The following is a 19690-nucleotide window of genomic DNA, read 5'->3' as shown; positions in this document are numbered from 1 at the left end:
TTTGAAATTTATTCCTGTGATGAGCAACATTCAGCGGATGGATGTGGCCTCCTGCAGATGCCGCTCGGCCCACGCCCGCACCTCGGCATACGGATAATCCTCCAACGCCGCAAACCCCGGAATCGCCCGCGCCTTGAGCTTGGTGAACAACGGCACGCTGATCCCGCACAAGAATCGCGTCGTGCGCTCAGCCGAGGGCGCGCTGCCCGTATGCTGCTCGTGCCTGTGGATAAAATTGCCACACAGCGCCTCGAAGTTTTTATCCACAAGCGCCGGCAACGCCGGTGGTGCCGGTAACCGCGCCACTTGCCCGTGACACACCGAACAATGCCCGCATTGCTGCGGTGCATTTTCGTCACCGAAGTATTCAGCCAGGCGATAACCCAGGCAGCGCTCGGTAGCGAACAGATCCAGCATCGCGTGAATCCGTGCGATCTCGGTGTGTTCGTGTCGTCTGAAGTAAGCGTGCAGCTCTTCGCTCAACGCGGCGCTGTCGAAATTGCTTTGCAGCAGGCTGTAGACCTCCGTCATCTGCTTGCTTTCCAGCTCGACCCAACCCTTCTCCTGAAAATAATCCAGCGCCTTGACCACTCGATTGCGCTCGGCTTGATGCTGCTCGTACAGGGCATCGAAATTCACCGTGGCCCAGGTTCGGGCACGGCTGGAGGTCTGGATAATGGCTGCGACGAAATCCCTGCGCTCACCCTCAAAACGCGCCAGCAAGGCATCGGGCTCCAGCAAGTACTTGAATCGGTATTCGGCATAGTAGGCGTAGCGCGGGGCGATGATTCCCCGCAGCTCCAGTTGAACCAGCAAGGTCTTGAGCGGGAGCTGACGGATGTTGCTCTGGTCCGCCAGCGGCCCCAGCAAAAACTCCCATTGCCCTTCCGGAGCGCAGGCTTGCAATTCGTCGAGCACATGACGGATGCCATCCAGCTCAGGCGTATCGCCGTAGACAAAGTTTTCCAGCACGTTGAGGCTGTCGCGGTTGGCCAGTACCAGGCACTCGGACGGCTGGCCATCACGCCCCGCACGGCCGATTTCCTGGCTGTAGTTTTCGATGGATTTGGGCAGGTCGAAATGCACCACATTGCGGATATCGCTTTTGTCGATGCCCATGCCGAATGCAATGGTGGCGACGATGCAATTGGACTGCCCGCCCATGAAGCGTTTCTGGATAACGTCGCGCTGATCGTGAGGTAAACCGGCGTGATAAGCCTGCGCTTCAATGCCATTACGGTTCAGGTGTTCGGCAATGTGCTCGGCGGTTTTCTGCAGGGTGACGTAGACGATACTGGGTTGGCCGTGGCGCTCACCCATCCACTCGACGAGACGCCGACGCTTGTCCTGACCACGCACGGGCTCCACCAGTAGATTCAGGTTGGGGCGATAGAAACCCGTGGTCACTACATCGGCGGCGGCGATGGCGAATTTCGACTGCATGTCTGCAATCACTTTGGGCGTCGCCGTGGCCGTCAACAGCAGCACCTGCGCAATGTTGAACTGCCGTTGATAGTCAGGAAGCTTGAGGTAGTCCGGGCGAAAGTTGTGGCCCCATTCCGAGATGCAATGCGCCTCGTCCACCACCAGCAGCGAGATCGGCACCTGCTGCAAAAAATTTCGGAAACGCTCGTTCTTCAGACGCTCGACCGAGATCATCAGAATCTTCAATTCACCGGACTTGGCGCGGGCCATCACATCGATTGCATCATCGCGACTCTGGGCCGAATCGATGCTGCCCGCGGCGATGCCGTGGCGTTGCAGGAACGCCAACTGATCCTGCATCAATGCCAGCAACGGCGAAACCACCAGCGTCAGGTGCGGCAGCAGCACGGCCGATAATTGATAGCAAAGGGACTTGCCGGAACCGGTGGGAAAAATAGCCGCCGCCGAGCGCCCCGCCAGTACCGCGCTGACCGCAGCCTCCTGCCCAGGCCGAAACTGTGGATAACCGAAAACCTGTTCCAGGGTGTTGTGCATAAGCTGTCACTCCGTTGACCGCTGCGATGAGCAAAGCCTAGCCGGCGATCGCAGCGAGTCGAGAAAAGGTCGGGGGCAAAACGATACGCGATGATACAGCGGATGGCTTGGAAGACTTGAGGGATGTAGTGACCGTCAGATAGCTATCGCTAGCAGGCTAGCGATGGGACCAGCACAGTCAACACAACACCCGAAATTGCCTACAACGTCTTAGGCACCTTCAACCACCCCGTAGTCTCTTTCCTCAAAACCCGATAAACCCCCTACAAAGCCTGTCGATCTCCGCCGTCTTGTCCCTCAACACCACGCCCTCCTATAGTTTCCGGCGCGGCTGAAACAGTGTCTCGGCCTGCCGGGCACACTTGCCGATTACGCACAGGACCCACCTCGATGAACAACCCCGATCCACTGACTGATCGATTCCGACCACTCAAATCCCGCTACAGCGAAACCCCGGTGCTGGTCATCGACACCGAGGCCGATCCCTACGAGATCCTCGACGCTGCCCGCCAACGCATCCGCGCCGCCAGCGATCTGCTCGAAACGCTTTACTGTCTGTGCTTCAAACAGGCCGACGCCAGCGACATCCCCAAGATCGTCAGCGCGCTCTACCTGCTGACCCAGGACGGCAACGACCTGCTCGACATCGCCCGGCAACGCCTGCCAAAACTCACCGTCTGAAGAAACACCATCCCCCTCCTTGTAGGAGCGAGCCTGATCGCGAAGAAGAAACGCGGTGCACTGTGGATAAGCCAATCAGCAACGCATGCTCAACTGGAAAAACATATGAACGAAGTTTCGCGGGATGAACGCCGGTTCCGCTCCTTCCCCTCTAGTGCGACGACCAATAAAATCCGCCCAAGCCCACAGGACATCCCGCATGAACCTCGACCCCAATCTCCCTGACGACCCCGCTCTCCATCAGCTCATCCAGCTACTGCACGAAGAACTCGGCTTCCCCGAACGCAAAGCCATCAGCCTCAGCACCTCAATCAACTTTGACCTCGGTTGCAACGGCGCCGATGCACAACATTTGATCGAAACCCTGGAGGACCACTTCGCCATCGACTTCGTGGATTTCGACAGTTATCGCTATTTCCAGCCTGAGGGCTTTGACGTGAATCTAAAGCGTCAAGCCAAGGGGCGCGGTGAGAAGGTGCCATTGACCCTCGGCATGCTCTACCAGGCCATCAAGGCCCAATGCTGGGAAACGGATGTGCTGGCAGGCCTGTAACACTGCGATGCAGTCACACTTGCCCGCGAAAACTGAATTTTGCGCACAAAAAAGCCGCCCCGAGGGGCGGCTTTTTCGTTAGCTCTGTCCCGTCCTGAATAAGGTTTACACCTTCTGACCTATTTTCAGGAGGGAGCAATGGATTCGGGGAAAAGGCGCAGTCAGCGCGATTACACGCTGGCTTTTAAATTGTCGGTGGTCGATCAGGTCGAAAAGGGCGAGTTGAGTTATAAAGAGGCTCAACGGCGCTATGGCATCCAGGGTCGGTCAACGGTGTTGGTGTGGTTACGCAAGCATGGTCGGCAGGATTGGAGCCAAGGCGCGTCTATTCGAGTGCTGAGGAAGAGTTCCATGGCCGAGTCCACGGTACCGCTGTCACCCGAGCAGCGGATCAAAGAGCTTGAAGAACAGCTTGAACTGAGCAATCAAAAGGCTCAGTTTTTCGAGGCTGTCGTAAACGTCTTGAAGAACGACTACGGTGTATCCATCGTAAAAAAGCGACCCGGCAAGTCCTCGCGCAAGGGCAAGTCAAAGACCTGAGTATCAGCAGGGCTTGCCTGTTCATGGGCATTTCACGTCAGGCTTACTACAAGCGCAACCGAGCGTTTGATGCGAAGGCTAGCGACGATCAAAAGGTCGTGGATTTCGTCTTGGAAAAGCGGCGGCGCCAGCCAAGGCTGGGAACACGCAAGCTGCATTATATGCTGCAGGCCGAAGCAGAAACGAGTCTGCGGGTGGGGCGCGATCGCCTGTTCAGCATCCTGCGAGAAGCGCGAGAATTGGTCCCTCGCAAGCGGGCATACCACAAGACCACCCACAGCCATCATCGATTTCGCCGCCATCCAAACCTACTCAAGGCAGGCCCGCAGCAAATCATTGCCTGTGCTCCTGAGCAAGTTTGGGTTGCGGATATAACCTATCTGCCTACCCAGGAGAGCGTTGCTTATCTGAGCCTGATCACCGACGCCTACTCGCGTAAAATAGTGGGACATCATGTGCATGAGAGCTTGCATACAGAGTCGGTGCTCAAAGCGCTGAAGAAGGCTGTAGGAGGAAGGAAAACCAAGCAGCCGCTGGTTCATCACTCAGACCGTGGGGCGCAGTATTGCTCCGACCTTTATCAGCGTTTTCACACCAAGCACGGGGTCATTTGTTCGATGACCGATGGCTATGACTGCTATCAGAACGCGATGGCGGAGCGAATAAACGGGATTTTGAAGACGGAGTTTTTGCTGCATCGCCCCAAGAACCTGGCCGACGCGGTGAGAATGGTTGATGAATCGGTGCTGATCTACAACGCGGAGCGGCCACATCTGGCCTTGAAATACAAAACGCCCGATGCGGTGCATCGGGCGTTTTGAGACTGAAACAGGTGTAAACCTATTTCAGGACTAGACACTCAAACCAACACTTACAAATTAGGACCCGCAGCCTTGATCGCGTCGCTCACTTCGAACTTCTTGAAGTTCTCGATGAACAGGCCGGCCAGTGCTTTGGCGGCTTCGTCGTAGGCGGCTTTGTCTTCCCAAGTGTTGCGTGGGTTCAGCAGGCCAGTCTCAACGCCCGGTACGGCCACTGGCACGTCGAGGTTGATGGTGTCCAGGTGCTCGGTCTCTGCACCGATCAGCGCGCCGCTCTGGATCGCTGCGATCACCGCACGGGTGGTCGGGATGTTGAAGCGCTTGCCGACGCCGTAGCCGCCACCGGTCCAGCCGGTGTTGACCAGGTAGACCTTGGAGCCGAAACCGCGGATGCGCTTGATCAGCAGCTCAGCGTATTCGCCAGCCGGACGCGGGAAGAACGGTGCGCCGAAGCAGGTGGAGAAAGTCGACTTGATGCCGCTGCCCGAACCCATTTCAGTCGAGCCCACCAGTGCGGTGTAGCCGGACAGGAAGTGGTAAGCCGCTTGCTCTTCGTTGAGGATCGACACTGGCGGCAGAACGCCGGTCAGGTCGCAGGTCAGGAAGATCACAGCGTTAGGCTCGCCACCGAGGTTCTTCTCGGAACGCTTGGCAACGTTTTCCAGCGGGTAGGCGGCACGGCTGTTCTGGGTCAGGCTGACATCAGCGTAGTCGGCGTGCTTGGCGTCATCGATAACGACGTTTTCCAGGACCGCGCCGTGCTTGATGGCTTTCCAGATAACCGGTTCGTTCTTCTCGGACAGGTCGATGCACTTGGCATAGCAACCGCCTTCGATGTTGAACACCACGCCTTCGCCCCAGCCGTGTTCGTCGTCACCGATCAGGTAACGGCTTTCGTCGGCGGACAGGGTGGTTTTGCCGGTGCCGGACAGACCGAAGAACAGGGTCACGTCGCCTTCTTCGCCAATGTTGGCGGCGCAGTGCATCGGCAGCACGTCAGCGGCAGGCAACAGGAAGTTCTGCACCGAGAACATGGCTTTCTTCATTTCACCGGCGTAACGCATGCCGGCAATCAGCACTTTCTTCTGTGCGAAGTTGAGGATCACGCAACCGTCGGAGTTGGTGCCGTCACGCTCAGGCACGCACTCGAAGTTGGCTACGTTGAGCACTTGCCATTCTTCGCGACCGGCCGGGTTGTACTGGGCCGGGTTGATGAACAGGCAACGACCGAACAGGTTCTGCCAGGCAGTCTGGGTGGTCATTTTAACGGCCAGGTAGTGATCTTCAGCCGCGCCTACATGCACGTGGGAAACAAAGTGCTCTTGCGCGTTGTTGAACGCCTCGACGCGAGCCCACAGGGCATCGAACTTGTCGGCCGGGAACTTGCGGTTGATCGGGCCCCAGGCGATGGCAGCCTGGGTGCTAGGCTCTTCAACGATGAAACGGTCGACTGGCGAACGGCCGGTACGGTGACCGGTACGAACAACCAGTGCGCCGGTATCGGCAAGCTCGCCTTCACCGCGGTTGAGAGCTTCTTTAACCAGATCATCAACACTCAGATCGGTGTACACGGCATTGTTGGCTTGCGTCATGAGGTTCCCCGTCGGCCAGTGGCCGAGTGCTCCAAACGTTTTTGTAGTAGAAAGTCGTGCACTACTACCGCGAAAAAAGTGGGCCGGATTATGCCAGAAAAGGCCAAAAAGAGTAGACCCCTCCTGTCGTTACGGCGCTAATCCGGCACTTGCCAGTGAATTTACCTGCGCTGAAACGTTTTAGTGACGGGTATCTGACGGCGTCTCGATGCCCGCGCCGGCGAACAATTGAGTGACATCGGCGGCATCAAACAAGTAGCGCTGGTTGCAAAACTGGCAATCGATCTCGATGTTGCCACCGTGTTCGACCACCAGTTGCTGCGCGTCTTCCATACCCAAACTGACCAGTGCATTGGCCGAACGTTCGCGCGAGCAGCTGCAGCGGAAACGTAATTTCTGCACGTCAAACATACGCACCTGCTCGTCATGGTAGAGACGATGAAGCACAGTTTCGTTATCCAGGCTCAGTAGCTCATCGGCGTTCAGCGTACCGGCAAGTGTGGTGATGTGCTGCCAGCTGGCAGCGCGCTCTTCTTCGTCTTTCAAGCGGTCGGCCGGCAGTTGTTGCAGCAACAAGCCACGGGCACGACGGCCATCGGCATAGAGCCAGAAACGCGTGCCGACTTGTTGCGACATGACGAAATAGTTGGTGAAGCATTCGGACAGTGTGGCGCCGTCAAGGTCGACGATGCCCTGGTAGCGCTGGCCCTGTTTCGGGTCGATGGTCAGCGCCAGAACGCCGTCGGGCATCAAGTCGGCCAGGGTCGCATCCGGTGCGATGCGATCCGCTTCATAACGGGCCAGGCCACGGATGTCGCGCTCGCTGGAGCACTCGATCATCAGCAGTGGAATCGGTCCCTCGGAGCGGGCCTGCAAAATCAGCAAGCCATCGAATTTCATCGCGCCGACCAGCAATGAAGCGGCCGCCATCAGCTCGCCGAGCAATTGCGCAACCGGCTGCGGGTAGGCGTGTTTGGCCAGGACTTCGGCGTAGCTGAGCTCCAACGAGACCAGCTCGCCACGGGTGTCGCTGTCATCGAAGATGAAGCGCTGGGTGAAGTCGTTATCCGCTTGGTCGGTCATAGGTCTGGGTATCTGAATTGATGAAAAAGGTTACGGGAAAAAGGAAATTTGCCTGCGCTACCGCTTGGGTGCGCGATGTTCAGCCATGAAAGGCATTTTATGAACAATCCGGGGCGGATCCAAGCAAGGCGGATCGCGCGCCGGATCTGGGCAACGTCCTGCGCTGACACTGCTGGCAATGTGGTTATGGCCTACAGGTCAGAGGCTGTGTGATTTTTTCGACGAGCGGCGACGGCTTAGTACAACGCGCCGCTGGCGACCTACCGGATATGGATGCGCAACCGACCAATTGCAAGTGCGGCGACATTTAGTCGTCGTTGCTATTACCGCGGAACTTGAACAAATCCCGCCGCTGCTTCTTGCTCGGCTTGCCATCGGTGCTCACGCCCAAAGCGCCGGCCTTGCGTTGAGCCGCCGCATTTTCGCGCTTGGCGATGCTGGCTTCAGTCTCCGCGTACAAGGTCTGCGCCTCTGGCGCGCCACGTCGCACGATCGACAGCGCCTGAACCACCACTGTGCGCTCCTCGAAACCAGTGCGAATCACAAACTCATCGCCGATACGCGGCTCTTTGCCCGGCTTGCAGCGCTCGCCCCGGCAATGCACCTTGCCGCTTTCAATCGCGGCCTTGGCCAAGGCTCGGGTTTTGTAGAAGCGCGCAGCCCACAGCCATTTATCGAGACGGACTTTGTCGTCCTCTTCGTTTTTTTGTGCCATGGAATTTCCTCACACTGAAATATTGGTGAACTGTACTACCGTTTCTCTCGTGCCAAGAATTTCGTCGTCGCGAACTACAATGCTGACATTTCATCACCTCCCCCGCGAGACTGGAAAAACGGGCCGTAGATATCTATCGCCTTTTACCCATTATTCTGCGTGAATACCGCGAATTCGGCCGTCTGCGGCCACCGTGGTTTCTACCGGTTGAGCAATATTGAAGACATTTGACCATTTGACCGTTGTCGGTCTGCGCGAGTGGGTGGCGCTCCCTGATTTGGGAGTCGCCGGCCTTCGGGCAAAAATCGACACCGGCGCCAGCACCTCCAGCCTGCACGCCACCGATATCGAGACGTTCGAGCGAGACGGTGAGCAATGGGTGCGCTTTACGGCGCATCTGGGCACAGTAGTGCAACTGCGTCACCGCCGCTGCGAAGCGCCGCTGGTGACGATGAAAACCATTAAAAGCTCGAACGGTCATGCGCAGGTGCGATACGTGATCAGCACTACTCTGGCCATGGGTGACCGGGTCTGGAGAGTCCAGTTCACACTGGCTTGCCGCAAGTCCATGCGTTATCGCCTGTTACTGGGTTCCAAAGCCTTGATCGACGGCCAGTTGGTAGTCAATCCGGGCATTAAGTATGTACAAGACAAGCCGGTGTTCCCGGTATCTACCTCCTCCACAGGTGTTGCATGAAGATCGCTGTGCTGTCGCGGAACCCGCGTCTGTATTCCACCCGCCGCCTGGTTGAAGCCGGTACCGAACGCGGCCATGAGATGGTGGTGGTCGATACCCTGCGCGCCTATATGAACATCGCCAGCCACAAGCCGCAGATCCACTACCGTGGCAAACCGCTTGAAGGTTTTGACGCGGTCATCCCGCGTATTGGCGCATCGGTCACGTTCTATGGCTGCGCGGTGTTGCGCCAGTTTGAGATGATGGGGGTGTTTCCGCTCAACGAATCAGTCGCCATCGCCCGTTCTCGGGACAAACTGCGCTCGCTGCAATTGTTGTCGCGTCGGGGCATCGGATTGCCGGTCACCGGGTTCGCCCACTCTCCCGACGACATTCCTGACCTGATTGAAATGGTCAACGGTGCGCCATTGGTGATCAAGGTGCTGGAAGGCACCCAGGGCATCGGCGTGGTGCTGTGCGAAACCGCTACGGCGGCGGAATCAGTGATCGAGGCGTTCATGGGCCTCAAGCAGAACATCATGGTTCAGGAATACATCAAGGAAGCGGGTGGTGCCGATATTCGCTGCTTTGTGGTCGGCGACAAGGTCATTGCGGCAATGAAGCGCCAGGCCAAGCCGGGCGAGTTCCGCTCCAACCTGCATCGTGGTGGCAGTGCGAGCCTGATCAAGATCACGCCGGAAGAACGCATGACCGCATTGCGCGCCGCAAAGGTCATGGGTTTGTCGGTAGCCGGTGTGGATATTCTTCGGTCCAACCACGGGCCACTGGTGATGGAGGTGAACTCGTCACCGGGACTGGAGGGGATCGAAACTACCACCGGGAAGAACGTGGCCGGCATTATCATCGAGCATCTGGAAAAGAATGGCGGGCCGAACATGACCCGGACCAAGGGTAAGGGATAAAGCAAAAGATCGCAGCCTGCGGCAGCTCCTACAGAGCAACGTGTACCCCTGTAGGAGCTGCCGCAGGCTGCGATCTTTTCAGTCGTTAAACCGCATCCCGCGGCAACATCAAACCCAACGGCAACCGCACCCTCGCTTCCAGCCCGCCGCCCGAACGATTGCGCAACTCAACATTGCCACCATGCATCGAAGCGATCCGCTTCACGATCGCCAGACCCAACCCGGTGCCTTTTCCACCCCGGGCACGGTCGCCTCGGGTGAAGGGGTTGAAGATCGCCTCCAGCTCCGACGGATCAATCCCGGCACCTCGGTCCATGACGCTCAGCACCACGTAAGGTGCGGCGGTATCACCTGAAACGTACGCCGCCACTTCGACACCGCTGCCTGCATGATGCAGCGCATTGCCGATCAGGTTGTTAAGCAGTCGCTTCATCGACACCCGACGCAGCGGAAACGGCTGGATCGGCTCCAGGCGCAAACGCACTTTTTCTTCGTTCTGGTTGTACGGCGCGGCGACTTCGCGGACCAGATCGCTCAAATCGACCTCTTCCACCGTCTCATCGCGCCCGTCACGAATGAACGCCAGGAACTGGTCGAGAATCGCATCCATGTCTTCGATGTCACGCACCATGTCATCCGTCAGGTCGGTGCGATCACCCATCAGTTCGAGAGACAGACGCAGACGAGTCAACGGCGTGCGCAAGTCGTGGGACACACCGGCCAGCATCAGTTCACGCTCCCGACCCGCTTGCTCGACGTCTTCGGCCATCTGGTTGAAGGCGCGATAGACCTCGGTCATTTCACTCGGTGTATCACTGATCGGCAGGCGCACGCTGCGACCCTGGCCGAGTTGCCGGGCGGCATACACCAGGCGTTTCAGGGGTTGATTGAGTTGACTGACGAAGATCCAGGCCGAAGCAGTGGAGAGCAGACCGATAGCAAGGAACCAGCCAAGCACGTTCCAGATTTTCTGGCCGCGCAACGGATGCGGGTACAACGGCACTTTCAACCAGCCTTCACCCAGGCTCGGAGCACGAACCCACAGCGCCGGGGGAGAATGCATGCGCAGTCGCACTTCGGTGTCCGGCCCCAACTCGGTCTGCATCTGCCGCTGGTAGATCTCACTATACGGCCAATGTTGCTCGCCTTCCGGGACGCCGGCACCCACTACCCGAATCAAGGGCGCGCTATCAGCAATCTTGGCGCGACTCTCTTCATCGGCCGCCCAGTAGGCGCGCAGCACCAGAGCGACGCCGTGGCTGTATTGACGGTCAACCAGCACGTCTTCGTTCATCAGCAGATAAACCAGCGTCAGAGCCTTGGAGAAAAGCACGACGATCAGCACCAGCCAGAGGGTGCGAGAGAAGAAACTTTGTGGAAACCAAACCGGGGTCTTCATGGGGAACCGTTACGCACTTGCAGGAGAGAGCGATGCTCGCACATTGCGGATCGCGAGTCTGCGGGCAAGGCCAACGCCCCGTCCCGCACGACTCGCTCCTACAACAAATTGCCAATCATTTGGTGGCGGCGCCATCCGGAACGAACACGTAGCCCACACCCCAGACAGTCTGAATGTAGCGAGGCTTGGAAGGATCGGGCTCGATCATCCGGCGCAGACGGGAAATCTGTACGTCGATGGAGCGCTCCAGGGCATCCCATTCGCGGCCACGGGCCAGGTTCATCAGCTTGTCGCGGGTCAGTGGCTGACGGGCGTTCATCACCAGTGCCTTGAGTACCGCAAACTCGCCAGTGGTAAGCATGTGTACTTCTTCACCGCGCTTGAGTTCGCGGGTGGCCAGGGACAGTTCATAGTCACCAAAGGTCACGCTTTCGTCTTCGCTGCCCGGCGCGCCTGGCACCGGAGCCGACTGTCGACGCAGGACGGCTTTTACGCGCGCCATCAATTCATCGGGGTTGAACGGCTTGGCCAGGTAGTCGTCGGCGCCCAGTTCGAGGCCCTTGATGCGGCTCAGCTCATCGCCCTTGGCAGTCAGCATGATGATCGGAATCTGATTGTTTGCGCCGCGCAGACGGCGGCAGGCGGTCAGGCCGTCTTCGCCGGGCAGCATCAGGTCGAGGACGACCAGGTTGAACACTTCGCGTGCCAGCAGGCGGTCCATTTGCTCGGTGTTCGGTACGGCGCGGGCGCGATAGCCCTTGCTGACGAAAAAACGTTCCAGCAGGCTGCTGAGGCCCGGATCGTCGTCAACAATAAGAATTTTTTCGCCTTCAGCAATGTTTGCAGTGCTGCTCATTGGATGCTCCTTTGATCTCGGCGCGCATTATGGCGTAGCTGCCGTTGTGCGCACCGTGTGCATTGTTAGCAGATTTTTCCTCGAGCGCCAGAAAACCGGCCTTTGCACCTGCACACCACGATGGCCCCGAATGCCTTAACGCTGGTTATAATGCGCGGCCTTTTGTGTCAGGCAACGTCTGATCGTTACGCCAGGTAGCCGCTTTTTATTTTCACGGTGCCGGCAGTAATTATTCGATTTCACGGGTCAACGGGATACCTTTTGATCCAGGTAGCGGCGCAGGCCAGGCCGCTCAACCAGACTCGCCGAGGCCCTATCTGTGCGCCTGCGAGCCTGCTTTCACAATTTTTCAGGTGGTTTTATGGACAGCATCAACAGCCGCATTGCCGAGGAACTCGGTGTACGCCCACAACAGGTCGAAGCGGCCGTCGCGCTACTCGATGAAGGCTCTACCGTCCCCTTCATCGCCCGTTACCGGAAAGAAGTGACCGGCAGCCTCGACGATACGCAATTGCGTCATCTGGAAGAGCGCCTGCGCTACCTGCGAGAACTCGACGAACGGCGCATCAGCATCCTTGCCAGCATCGAAGAGCAAGGCAAGCTGACCCCGCAACTCGAACGCGACATCAAGCTCGCCGACACCAAGACCCGCCTCGAAGACTTATACCTGCCTTACAAGCAAAAGCGCCGCACCAAGGGCCAGATCGCTCTGGAAGCCGGCCTTGGCGACTTGGCTGACGGCCTGTTCAACGACCCGACCCTGAGTCCGGAAACCGAAGCCACACGCTTCATCGACGCTGACAAAGGCGTAGCCGATGTGAAGGCAGCCCTCGAAGGCGCCAAATACATCCTGATGGAACGCTTTGCCGAAAACGCCAGCCTGCTGGAAAAGCTGCGCAGCTACCTCAAGCAGGAAGCCACCCTCAGCGCTCGCGTGATTGCCGGCAAGGAAGAGGAAGGCGCCAAGTTCCGCGACTACTTCGAACACGACGAACCACTCAAAAGCATGCCATCGCACCGCGCCCTGGCGATTTTCCGGGGCCGCAACGAGGGCATCCTCAGCTCCGCACTGAAAGTCGGCGATGAGCTGCCGGGCAGCATGCATCCGTGCGAAGGCATGATCGGCCAGCAATTCGGCATCCAGAACCAGAACCGCGCCGCCGACAAATGGCTGGGCGAAGTGGTGCGCTGGACCTGGAAGGTCAAGCTCTACACCCATCTGGAAACCGACCTGCTGGGCGAACTGCGCGACGGCGCGGAAACCGAAGCGATCAACGTGTTCGCCCACAACCTGCACGACCTGCTGCTGTCGGCCCCGGCCGGCCCGCGTGCCACGTTGGGTCTCGACCCTGGTCTGCGCACTGGCTGCAAGGTGGCAGTGGTCGATTCCACCGGCAAGCTGCTGGATCACGCCACGGTTTACCCGCACGTGCCGCACAACAAGTGGGACCAGACTCTCGCGATTCTCGCCGCCCTGTGCGCCAAGCACTCGGTAGACCTGATCGCCATCGGCAATGGTACCGCCAGCCGTGAGACCGACAAGCTCGCGGCCGAGCTGATCAAAAAATACCCAGCCATGAAGATGACCAAGGTCATGGTGTCCGAGGCTGGCGCATCGGTTTACTCGGCCTCGGAACTGGCGTCCAAGGAATTCCCGGACCTGGACGTGTCGATCCGTGGCGCCGTGTCGATTGCCCGTCGCCTGCAAGATCCATTGGCAGAACTGGTAAAAATCGATCCGAAATCCATCGGTGTCGGCCAGTACCAGCACGACGTGTCGCAGCTGAAACTGGCGCGCGGCCTGGATGCCGTGGTCGAGGACTGCGTGAACGCCGTCGGCGTCGACGTGAACACCGCTTCCGTAGCGCTGCTGGCTCGGATCTCCGGCCTCAACGCAACGCTGGCGCAGAACATCGTCAGCCACCGCGACGAGCACGGCGCCTTCAAAACCCGCGCGGCGCTGAAGAAAGTCGCACGTCTGGGCGAGAAAACCTTCGAACAGGCCGCAGGTTTCTTGCGCGTAATGAACGGCGAAAACCCGCTCGATTCCTCGGCAGTTCACCCGGAAGCCTATCCGCTGGTGCAGCGCATTGCCGCTGAAACCGACCGTGATATCCGCTCGTTGATCGGCGATGCCTCGTTCCTCAAGCGTCTGGATCCGAAGAAGTACACCGACGAAACCTTCGGTTTGCCAACGGTCACCGACATCCTGCAAGAACTGGAAAAACCAGGCCGCGACCCGCGCCCTGAGTTCAAGACTGCCGAGTTCCAGGAAGGCGTCGAAGACCTCAAGGACCTGCAACTGGGGATGATTCTCGAAGGTGTGGTGACCAACGTGACCAACTTCGGAGCCTTCGTCGATATCGGCGTACATCAGGACGGTTTGGTACACATCTCTGCGCTTTCGGAGAAGTTCATCAAGGATCCACGTGAAGCGGTGAAGGCCGGTGACGTGGTGAAGGTGAAGGTCATGGAAATCGACATTCCGCGTAAACGCGTGGGCCTGTCGATGCGTATGAGCGACACTCCTGGCGAAAAAATCGATGGCGCTCGAGGCGCACGTCCGGGATCGGCACCACGCCAATCCCAGAACACTGCTCCACGCAAAGAAACCGCGTCAGCGGCACCGAGCAACAATGCCATGGCTTCGCTGTTCGCCAACGCCAAGCAGTTGAAGAAACGTTGATGGACATCCCCGCCGGTTACACCGAAAGCGCTTTTTTCAAGCTGCTGGGCTGTCGCTTGCACAGCCTGGAAACCGGGGTGGCGCAAGTCGCCCTGGTGCTGGAACCGGAGCTGCGCAATCGCGCCGGCAAACTGCACGGCGGGGCCTTGTTCAGCCTGGTGGACATTGCCATGGGGCTGGCCTGTTCCAGCACCCACGGCTTTGACCAGCAGAGCGCGACCATCGAGTGCAAGATCAACTACATCCGCGCCATCTCAGACGGCGAGGTGATGTGCACGGCCCGGGTGATCCACCCGGGGCGCCGCACATTGGTGGTCGAGGCCGATGTGATGCAGGGCGACAAACTGGTCGCGAAAGCACAAGGCACGTTCGCTGCCCTGTAGCTAGATGTTGTCGATTTGAGTTAATTTCGGCGCTAAGAAACCTGTAGGAGCGAGCATGCTCGCGATGAAGGTCACCGATGACCAGGGCTGCCAGGATGTCAGCGGCGCCCCTGCCTTCTTCGCGAGCATGCTCGCTCCTACAGGGGTCACGGCTGTTCGATGCAAAAACCAGGCGAAAACGCCAGTTTTAACTTCACCCTTGTAGACCGTCTTGCCCACCCCCATATTGGGGCGACTGACGCGTGAAGGAATCCAACTTGAGCGAACTTCTCAACCGCCGCCTGGCCCTGCTTGGCGAGCGAGCTAACCTCTCTCTGCTCGAACAGTGCCTTCACGGCATCGAACGTGAATGCCTGCGCGTGACCGGCGAAGGTCGCCTGGCGCAAACGCCGCACCCGGAAGAATTGGGTTCCGCGCTGACCAATGAACAGATCACCACCGACTATTCCGAGTCGCTGCTGGAGTTCATTACCCCGGCCCTGCCTGATCCTGCCGATACCCTGGCGAGCCTGGACAGCATTCACCGTTTTGCCTACAGCAAGCTCGGCAACGAGTACCTGTGGAGCCCCTCGATGCCGTGCCCGTTGCCGGCCGAGGAAGACATCCCGATCGCCTATTACGGCACGTCCAATATCGGGCAGCTCAAGTACGTGTACCGCAAGGGTCTGGCCCTGCGTTACGGCAAAACCATGCAATGCATTGCCGGGATTCACTACAACTTTTCCCTGCCGGAAAAACTCTGGCCGCTGCTCAAGCAGGCCGAAGGTTTTGTTGGCACCGACCGCGACTTTCAGTCGTCGTCCTATATCGCGTTGATCCGCAACTTCCGCCGCTACAGCTGGCTGCTCATGTATCTGTTCGGTGCTTCACCCGCGCTGGACGCCGGCTTCCTGCGCGGTCGTTCGCACCAGCTGGAGCAGTTGGACCCACACACCTTGTACCTGCCGTACGCCACTAGCCTGCGCATGAGCGACCTGGGTTACCAAAGCAACGCCCAGGCCGGTCTGACACCGTGCTACAACGACCTGTCGAGCTACACCGACAGCCTGCGCAAAGCGGTCGCCACGCCCTATGCGCCCTATGTCGAGATCGGCACGCATCAGGACGGCGAGTGGGTTCAGCTCAACACCAACATCCTGCAGATCGAAAACGAGTACTACTCCAACATCCGCCCGAAACGCGTGACCTACACCGGTGAGCGACCGATTCAGGCACTGGTGGCCCGTGGCATCCAGTACGTCGAAGTACGCTGTCTGGACATCAACCCGTTCCTGCCGATGGGCATCGACCTTACCGAGTCGCGCTTCCTCGATGCGTTCCTGCTGTATTGCGCGCTGAACGACAGCCCGTTGCTGACCAACACCAGTTGCGGCAACGCGACGTCGAACTTCCTCAGCGTGGTCAAGGAAGGGCGTCGGCCGGGCCTGCAACTGCATCGTGACGGGCAACCGGTCGACCTGAAAGAGTGGGCTGGCCAGTTGTTGGAAAACATTGCACCACTGGCCGCCCTGCTTGATCAGAGCCATGGCGGCGATGCCCACAGCAAGGCGCTGGACGCTCAGATGGCCAAGGTCCAGGACCCGTCCCTGACACCGTCGGCCCAGGTATTGGCGTCGATGGCCGAACACAAGGAAAGTTTTGCCCAGTTCTCCCTGCGCCAGAGCCAGGCCCATGCGGAGTTCTTCCGCAGCGAGCCGCTGCCGACTGAAGAACAGGCGAAGTTTGAGGAGCGGGCGCGTTCGTCGCTGGCTGAGCAGGTTGAGCTGGAACAGAACGAAGTCGGCGATTTCGATGTGTTTGTCGGGGCGTACCAGGCGAGCATTCTGGCGATCAGTAACTAACCTCAAGCGCAACGCAAACTTGTAGGAGCTGGCTTGTCGGGTCGCCGCATCGCAGCGAAGGCGGTGTTTCTGTCACACCGCGTTGCCTGGTTCGCCAGCAAGCCGGCTCCTACAAAGAACCACCCTAAACATCTCTCACTCATAAGCTAATTCGAAAAAGTTATTTATTTTCGAATTCTTATATCATTTAGTCTCTTTCTCACGCCGACACTCGGTCGCCTGACAAGGAGCTTTCTGATGAAACTGACTTTCCCTCTTCGCTTACTGGCGGCCGCGTCTTTGGCTACCGCGAGTTTCTTTGCCCAGGCAGCCGACGTCACCGTCGCCTACCAGACCACCGTGGACCCAGCTAAAGTCGCCCAGGCAGACGGCAGCTACGAAAAAGCCACCAACGCCAACATCAACTGGCGCAAATTCGACAACGGTGCCGACATCATTGCCGCCATCGCCTCCGGTGATGTGCAGATCGGCTACCTCGGTTCCAGCCCCCTGACCGCCGCCATTACCCGCAAAGTGCCGGTGGAAACCTTCCTCATCGCCACCCAGATCGGCGCCGCAGAAGCCCTGGTCGCCCGGGACGGCTCCGGGATCAAGACCCCGCAAGACCTGATCGGCAAGAAAATCGCCGTGCCATTCGTTTCCACCGGCCACTACAGCCTGCTGGCCGCGCTGAAACACTGGAACATCGATCCATCGAAAGTGACCGTCCTCAACCTCGCCCCGCCCGCGATCATTGCTGCCTGGAAACGCGGCGACATCGACGCCACTTACGTGTGGGACCCAGCGCTGGGTGTCGCCAAGGAAAACGGCAAAGTGCTGATCACCTCCGGCGAACTGGCCAAGTTCGGCGCACCGACCTTCGATGCCTGGATCGTGCGCAAAGACTTCGCCGAGAAGCATCCGGAAATTGTCACCGCGTTCGCCAAAGTGACACTCGATGCCTACGCCAACTATCGCAAAGACCCACAAGCCTGGCTCGCCAATCAAAGCAACGTCGACAAGCTTGTAAAACTGTCCGGCGCCAAGGCCAGTGATATTCCACTGCTGCTGCAAGGCAACGTCTACCCGCTGGCGGCTGATCAGGTGATCACCCTCGGCGCACCGACCACCAAAGCCATCACCGACACCGCTGCGTTCCTCAAGGAGCAAGGCAAGGTCGAGGCGGTGCTACCGGACTACGCGCCGTACGTCAGCGCCAAGTTCATCACTAATTGATCGGGAGTTAACTGCGATGGCCTTGCTACAGCTGGAGCGTATCAGCGCACAGTACCCCGGCAGCCCGGAACCGGTGCTGGCGGATATTTCCCTGAGTCTGGGCCCCCAGCAATTGCTGGTCGCCCTCGGCCCGTCCGGCAGTGGCAAGACTTCGTTGTTGAACCTGATTGCCGGCTTCGTCGAGCCCAGCGCCGGGCGCATTACCCTCGATGGCGTGCCGGTCAAAGGCCCGAGCGCCGAACGCGGTGTGGTGTTCCAGGACGATGCGCTGCTGCCTTGGCAGGACGTGCTGGCCAACGTCGGCTTTGGTCTGGAACTGGCCGGCATCGCCCGGGACAAACGCGAAATCCGCGCCCGGGAAATGCTCGCGCTGGTGGACCTCTCCGGGTTTGAGAGCCGCCGGATCTGGCAACTCTCTGGGGGTCAGAAGCAACGCGTCGGCCTGGCCCGTGCCCTTGCCGCCGACCCGCGTGTGTTGCTGATGGATGAGCCCTTCGGCGCCCTCGACGCCTTCACCCGTGAACAGATGCAAGAGCTGTTATTGCAGGTCTGGCGGCGTACGGCCAAACCGGTGTTCCTGATTACCCACGACATTGAAGAAGCGGTATTCCTCGCCACCGACCTGATTCTGCTGGCGCCAAACCCCGGGCAAATCGTCGAGCGCCTGAGCCTGGATTTCGGTCACCGTTATGCCGCTGGCGAGTCGGCCCGCTCGATCAAATCTGATCCACGCTTTATCGAAACCCGCGAACACGTACTCGCCAAAGTGTTCTCCCAACGCAGTGCCGCCCAGCGGCAGGAGCGCGCATGAGCAGCTACGAAATTCCCGCCACGACGCAGATCAAACCCGGCGCGAACGTCAGTCCGATCCACCGCAGCCTGAGCACTCGCTGGATCAGCGTGCTGACGCTGGGCGTACTCGTTTTCATCTGGTGGGCTGTAACGGCGAGCGGTTTGATCGAACCGCTGTTCTTGCCGCCACCGTCCACCGTGCTGCAAAAAGGCTGGCTGCTCGCCACCTCGGGCTACATGGATTCAACCTTGTGGCAGCACCTCGGAGCGAGTCTGAGCCGTATCGGCCTGGGCCTCGGCTTTGCGATTCTCACTGCCGTGCCGGTGGGCATCGCCATCGGCGCCAACCGTATCGCCCGAGGTGTGCTCGATCCGCTGATCGAGTTCTACCGGCCGATTCCGCCACTGGCTTATCTGCCTCTGATCGTGATCTGGTGCGGCATCGGTGAGTTGTCGAAAGTGCTCTTGATCTATCTGGCGATCTTCGCCCCGATTGCTATCGCCACCGCCACCGGCGTGCGTACCGTCGACCCTGCCAAACTGCGGGCCGCGCAGTCGCTGGGAGCAACCCGGACGCAGTTGATTCGCCATGTGATTTTGCCGAGTGCCTTGCCGGACATTCTGACCGGGGTGCGCATCGGTCTGGGTGTGGGCTGGTCGACGCTGGTCGCTGCTGAACTGATTGCCGCCACCAGCGGCTTGGGTTTCATGGTGCAGTCAGCCGCGCAATTTCTGGTCACCGATGTGGTGGTGCTGGGGATTCTGGTGATCGCATTGATCGCCTTCGCGATGGAGATGGGCCTGCGCGCCCTGCAACGCAAACTGGTGCCGTGGCACGGCCAGGCCCACTGAATAATTGAACAACCCTGTAGGAGCAAGCCTGCTCGCGATTGCTGATTGCCAGACAACGGTGCTTTGACTGATGCAACGCTATCGCGAGCAGGCTCGCTCCTA

General features: G+C 59.1%; 17 protein-coding genes. 11 read left to right on the top strand and 6 right to left on the bottom strand.

What is annotated here, in order from left to right:
* Positions 1–30: 30 nt before the first annotated feature.
* The gene (locus QMK58_RS01900) at positions 31–1980 is read right to left on the bottom strand and encodes an ATP-dependent DNA helicase RecQ (protein ID WP_053153058.1); all 1950 of its coding nucleotides are present in this window, start codon (positions 1978–1980) and stop codon (positions 31–33) included.
* 390 nt (positions 1981–2370) lie between these two features.
* On the opposite strand from QMK58_RS01900, the gene QMK58_RS01895 reads away from it, so the two are divergent.
* From QMK58_RS01895 to QMK58_RS01885, 3 genes are all read left to right on the top strand, one after another.
* Positions 2371–2661 (top strand): hypothetical protein, encoded by a 291-nt coding sequence (locus QMK58_RS01895; RefSeq protein WP_053153062.1) that lies wholly within the window; start codon positions 2371–2373, stop codon positions 2659–2661.
* Between the two features lie 199 nt (positions 2662–2860).
* The gene (locus tag QMK58_RS01890; RefSeq protein WP_053153065.1) at positions 2861–3214 is read left to right on the top strand and encodes a DUF1493 family protein; all 354 of its coding nucleotides are present in this window, start codon (positions 2861–2863) and stop codon (positions 3212–3214) included.
* 138 nt (positions 3215–3352) lie between these two features.
* Positions 3353–4575 (top strand): IS3 family transposase gene (locus tag QMK58_RS01885; protein WP_172681848.1). Its coding sequence is split into 2 segments (ribosomal slippage): positions 3353–3704 and positions 3704–4575, totalling 1224 coding nucleotides; the frame shifts between segments, so codons are not numbered across the junction.
* Between the two features lie 50 nt (positions 4576–4625).
* On the opposite strand, the gene QMK58_RS01880 is transcribed toward QMK58_RS01885, so the two are convergent.
* From QMK58_RS01880 to QMK58_RS01870, 3 genes are all read right to left on the bottom strand, one after another.
* Positions 4626–6167 (bottom strand): phosphoenolpyruvate carboxykinase, encoded by a 1542-nt coding sequence (locus tag QMK58_RS01880; protein WP_053160733.1) that lies wholly within the window; start codon positions 6165–6167, stop codon positions 4626–4628.
* A gap of 180 nt (positions 6168–6347) precedes the next feature.
* On the bottom strand, positions 6348–7250 hold the full coding sequence (gene hslO, locus QMK58_RS01875; RefSeq protein ID WP_053160732.1) for an Hsp33 family molecular chaperone HslO: 903 nt from the start codon (positions 7248–7250) through the stop codon (positions 6348–6350).
* 307 nt (positions 7251–7557) lie between these two features.
* Positions 7558–7965 carry an RNA-binding S4 domain-containing protein gene (locus QMK58_RS01870; RefSeq protein WP_053160731.1) on the bottom strand — a complete coding sequence of 136 codons (408 nt, stop codon included), beginning with the start codon at positions 7963–7965 and terminating at the stop codon, positions 7558–7560.
* A 235-nt stretch (positions 7966–8200) separates the two neighbouring features.
* On the opposite strand from QMK58_RS01870, the gene QMK58_RS01865 reads away from it, so the two are divergent.
* A complete protein-coding gene (locus QMK58_RS01865) occupies positions 8201–8662 on the top strand; it encodes an ATP-dependent zinc protease (protein ID WP_172681841.1) in 462 nt (153 codons plus the stop codon).
* Positions 8659–9564, top strand: coding sequence for a 30S ribosomal protein S6--L-glutamate ligase (gene rimK / locus QMK58_RS01860; protein ID WP_053160729.1), 906 nt, complete (start codon positions 8659–8661; stop codon positions 9562–9564). The genes QMK58_RS01865 and rimK overlap by 4 nt, the downstream gene beginning before the upstream one ends.
* A gap of 85 nt (positions 9565–9649) precedes the next feature.
* Here rimK and QMK58_RS01855 read toward each other — a convergent pair whose 3' ends face one another.
* Together QMK58_RS01855 and ompR are read right to left on the bottom strand one after the other, a co-directional pair.
* Positions 9650–10963: an ATP-binding protein gene (locus tag QMK58_RS01855; RefSeq protein WP_053160728.1), complete on the bottom strand. Its 1314-nt coding sequence runs from the start codon at positions 10961–10963 to the stop codon at positions 9650–9652.
* 115 nt (positions 10964–11078) lie between these two features.
* The gene (gene ompR / locus QMK58_RS01850; protein ID WP_020795794.1) at positions 11079–11819 is read right to left on the bottom strand and encodes a two-component system response regulator OmpR; all 741 of its coding nucleotides are present in this window, start codon (positions 11817–11819) and stop codon (positions 11079–11081) included.
* A 361-nt stretch (positions 11820–12180) separates the two neighbouring features.
* Between ompR and QMK58_RS01845 the strand changes: the two genes are divergently transcribed.
* From QMK58_RS01845 to tauC, 6 genes are all read left to right on the top strand, one after another.
* Positions 12181–14505, top strand: coding sequence for a Tex family protein (locus QMK58_RS01845; RefSeq protein WP_053160727.1), 2325 nt, complete (start codon positions 12181–12183; stop codon positions 14503–14505).
* Positions 14505–14888, top strand: coding sequence for a PaaI family thioesterase (locus QMK58_RS01840; RefSeq protein ID WP_053160726.1), 384 nt, complete (start codon positions 14505–14507; stop codon positions 14886–14888). The genes QMK58_RS01845 and QMK58_RS01840 overlap by 1 nt, the downstream gene beginning before the upstream one ends.
* Positions 14889–15145: 257 nt before the next feature.
* Positions 15146–16729: a glutamate--cysteine ligase gene (gshA, locus tag QMK58_RS01835; protein WP_053160724.1), complete on the top strand. Its 1584-nt coding sequence runs from the start codon at positions 15146–15148 to the stop codon at positions 16727–16729.
* Positions 16730–16966: 237 nt separating this feature from the next.
* Positions 16967–17944 (top strand): taurine ABC transporter substrate-binding protein, encoded by a 978-nt coding sequence (tauA, locus tag QMK58_RS01830; protein WP_053160723.1) that lies wholly within the window; start codon positions 16967–16969, stop codon positions 17942–17944.
* A gap of 16 nt (positions 17945–17960) precedes the next feature.
* The gene (tauB, locus tag QMK58_RS01825) at positions 17961–18755 is read left to right on the top strand and encodes a taurine ABC transporter ATP-binding subunit (protein ID WP_053160722.1); all 795 of its coding nucleotides are present in this window, start codon (positions 17961–17963) and stop codon (positions 18753–18755) included.
* Positions 18752–19588, top strand: coding sequence for a taurine ABC transporter permease TauC (tauC, locus tag QMK58_RS01820; RefSeq protein ID WP_053160721.1), 837 nt, complete (start codon positions 18752–18754; stop codon positions 19586–19588). The genes tauB and tauC overlap by 4 nt, the downstream gene beginning before the upstream one ends.
* The last annotated feature ends 102 nt before the right edge of the window (positions 19589–19690 follow it).

Origin of the sequence: Pseudomonas sp. P8_241, assembly GCF_034008315.1 — a bacterium.
In the GTDB taxonomy this organism is placed as follows: domain Bacteria; phylum Pseudomonadota; class Gammaproteobacteria; order Pseudomonadales; family Pseudomonadaceae; genus Aquipseudomonas.
Note: the sequence above shows the minus strand (reverse complement) of the source record. Positions and strands in the feature narration are given on the sequence as shown.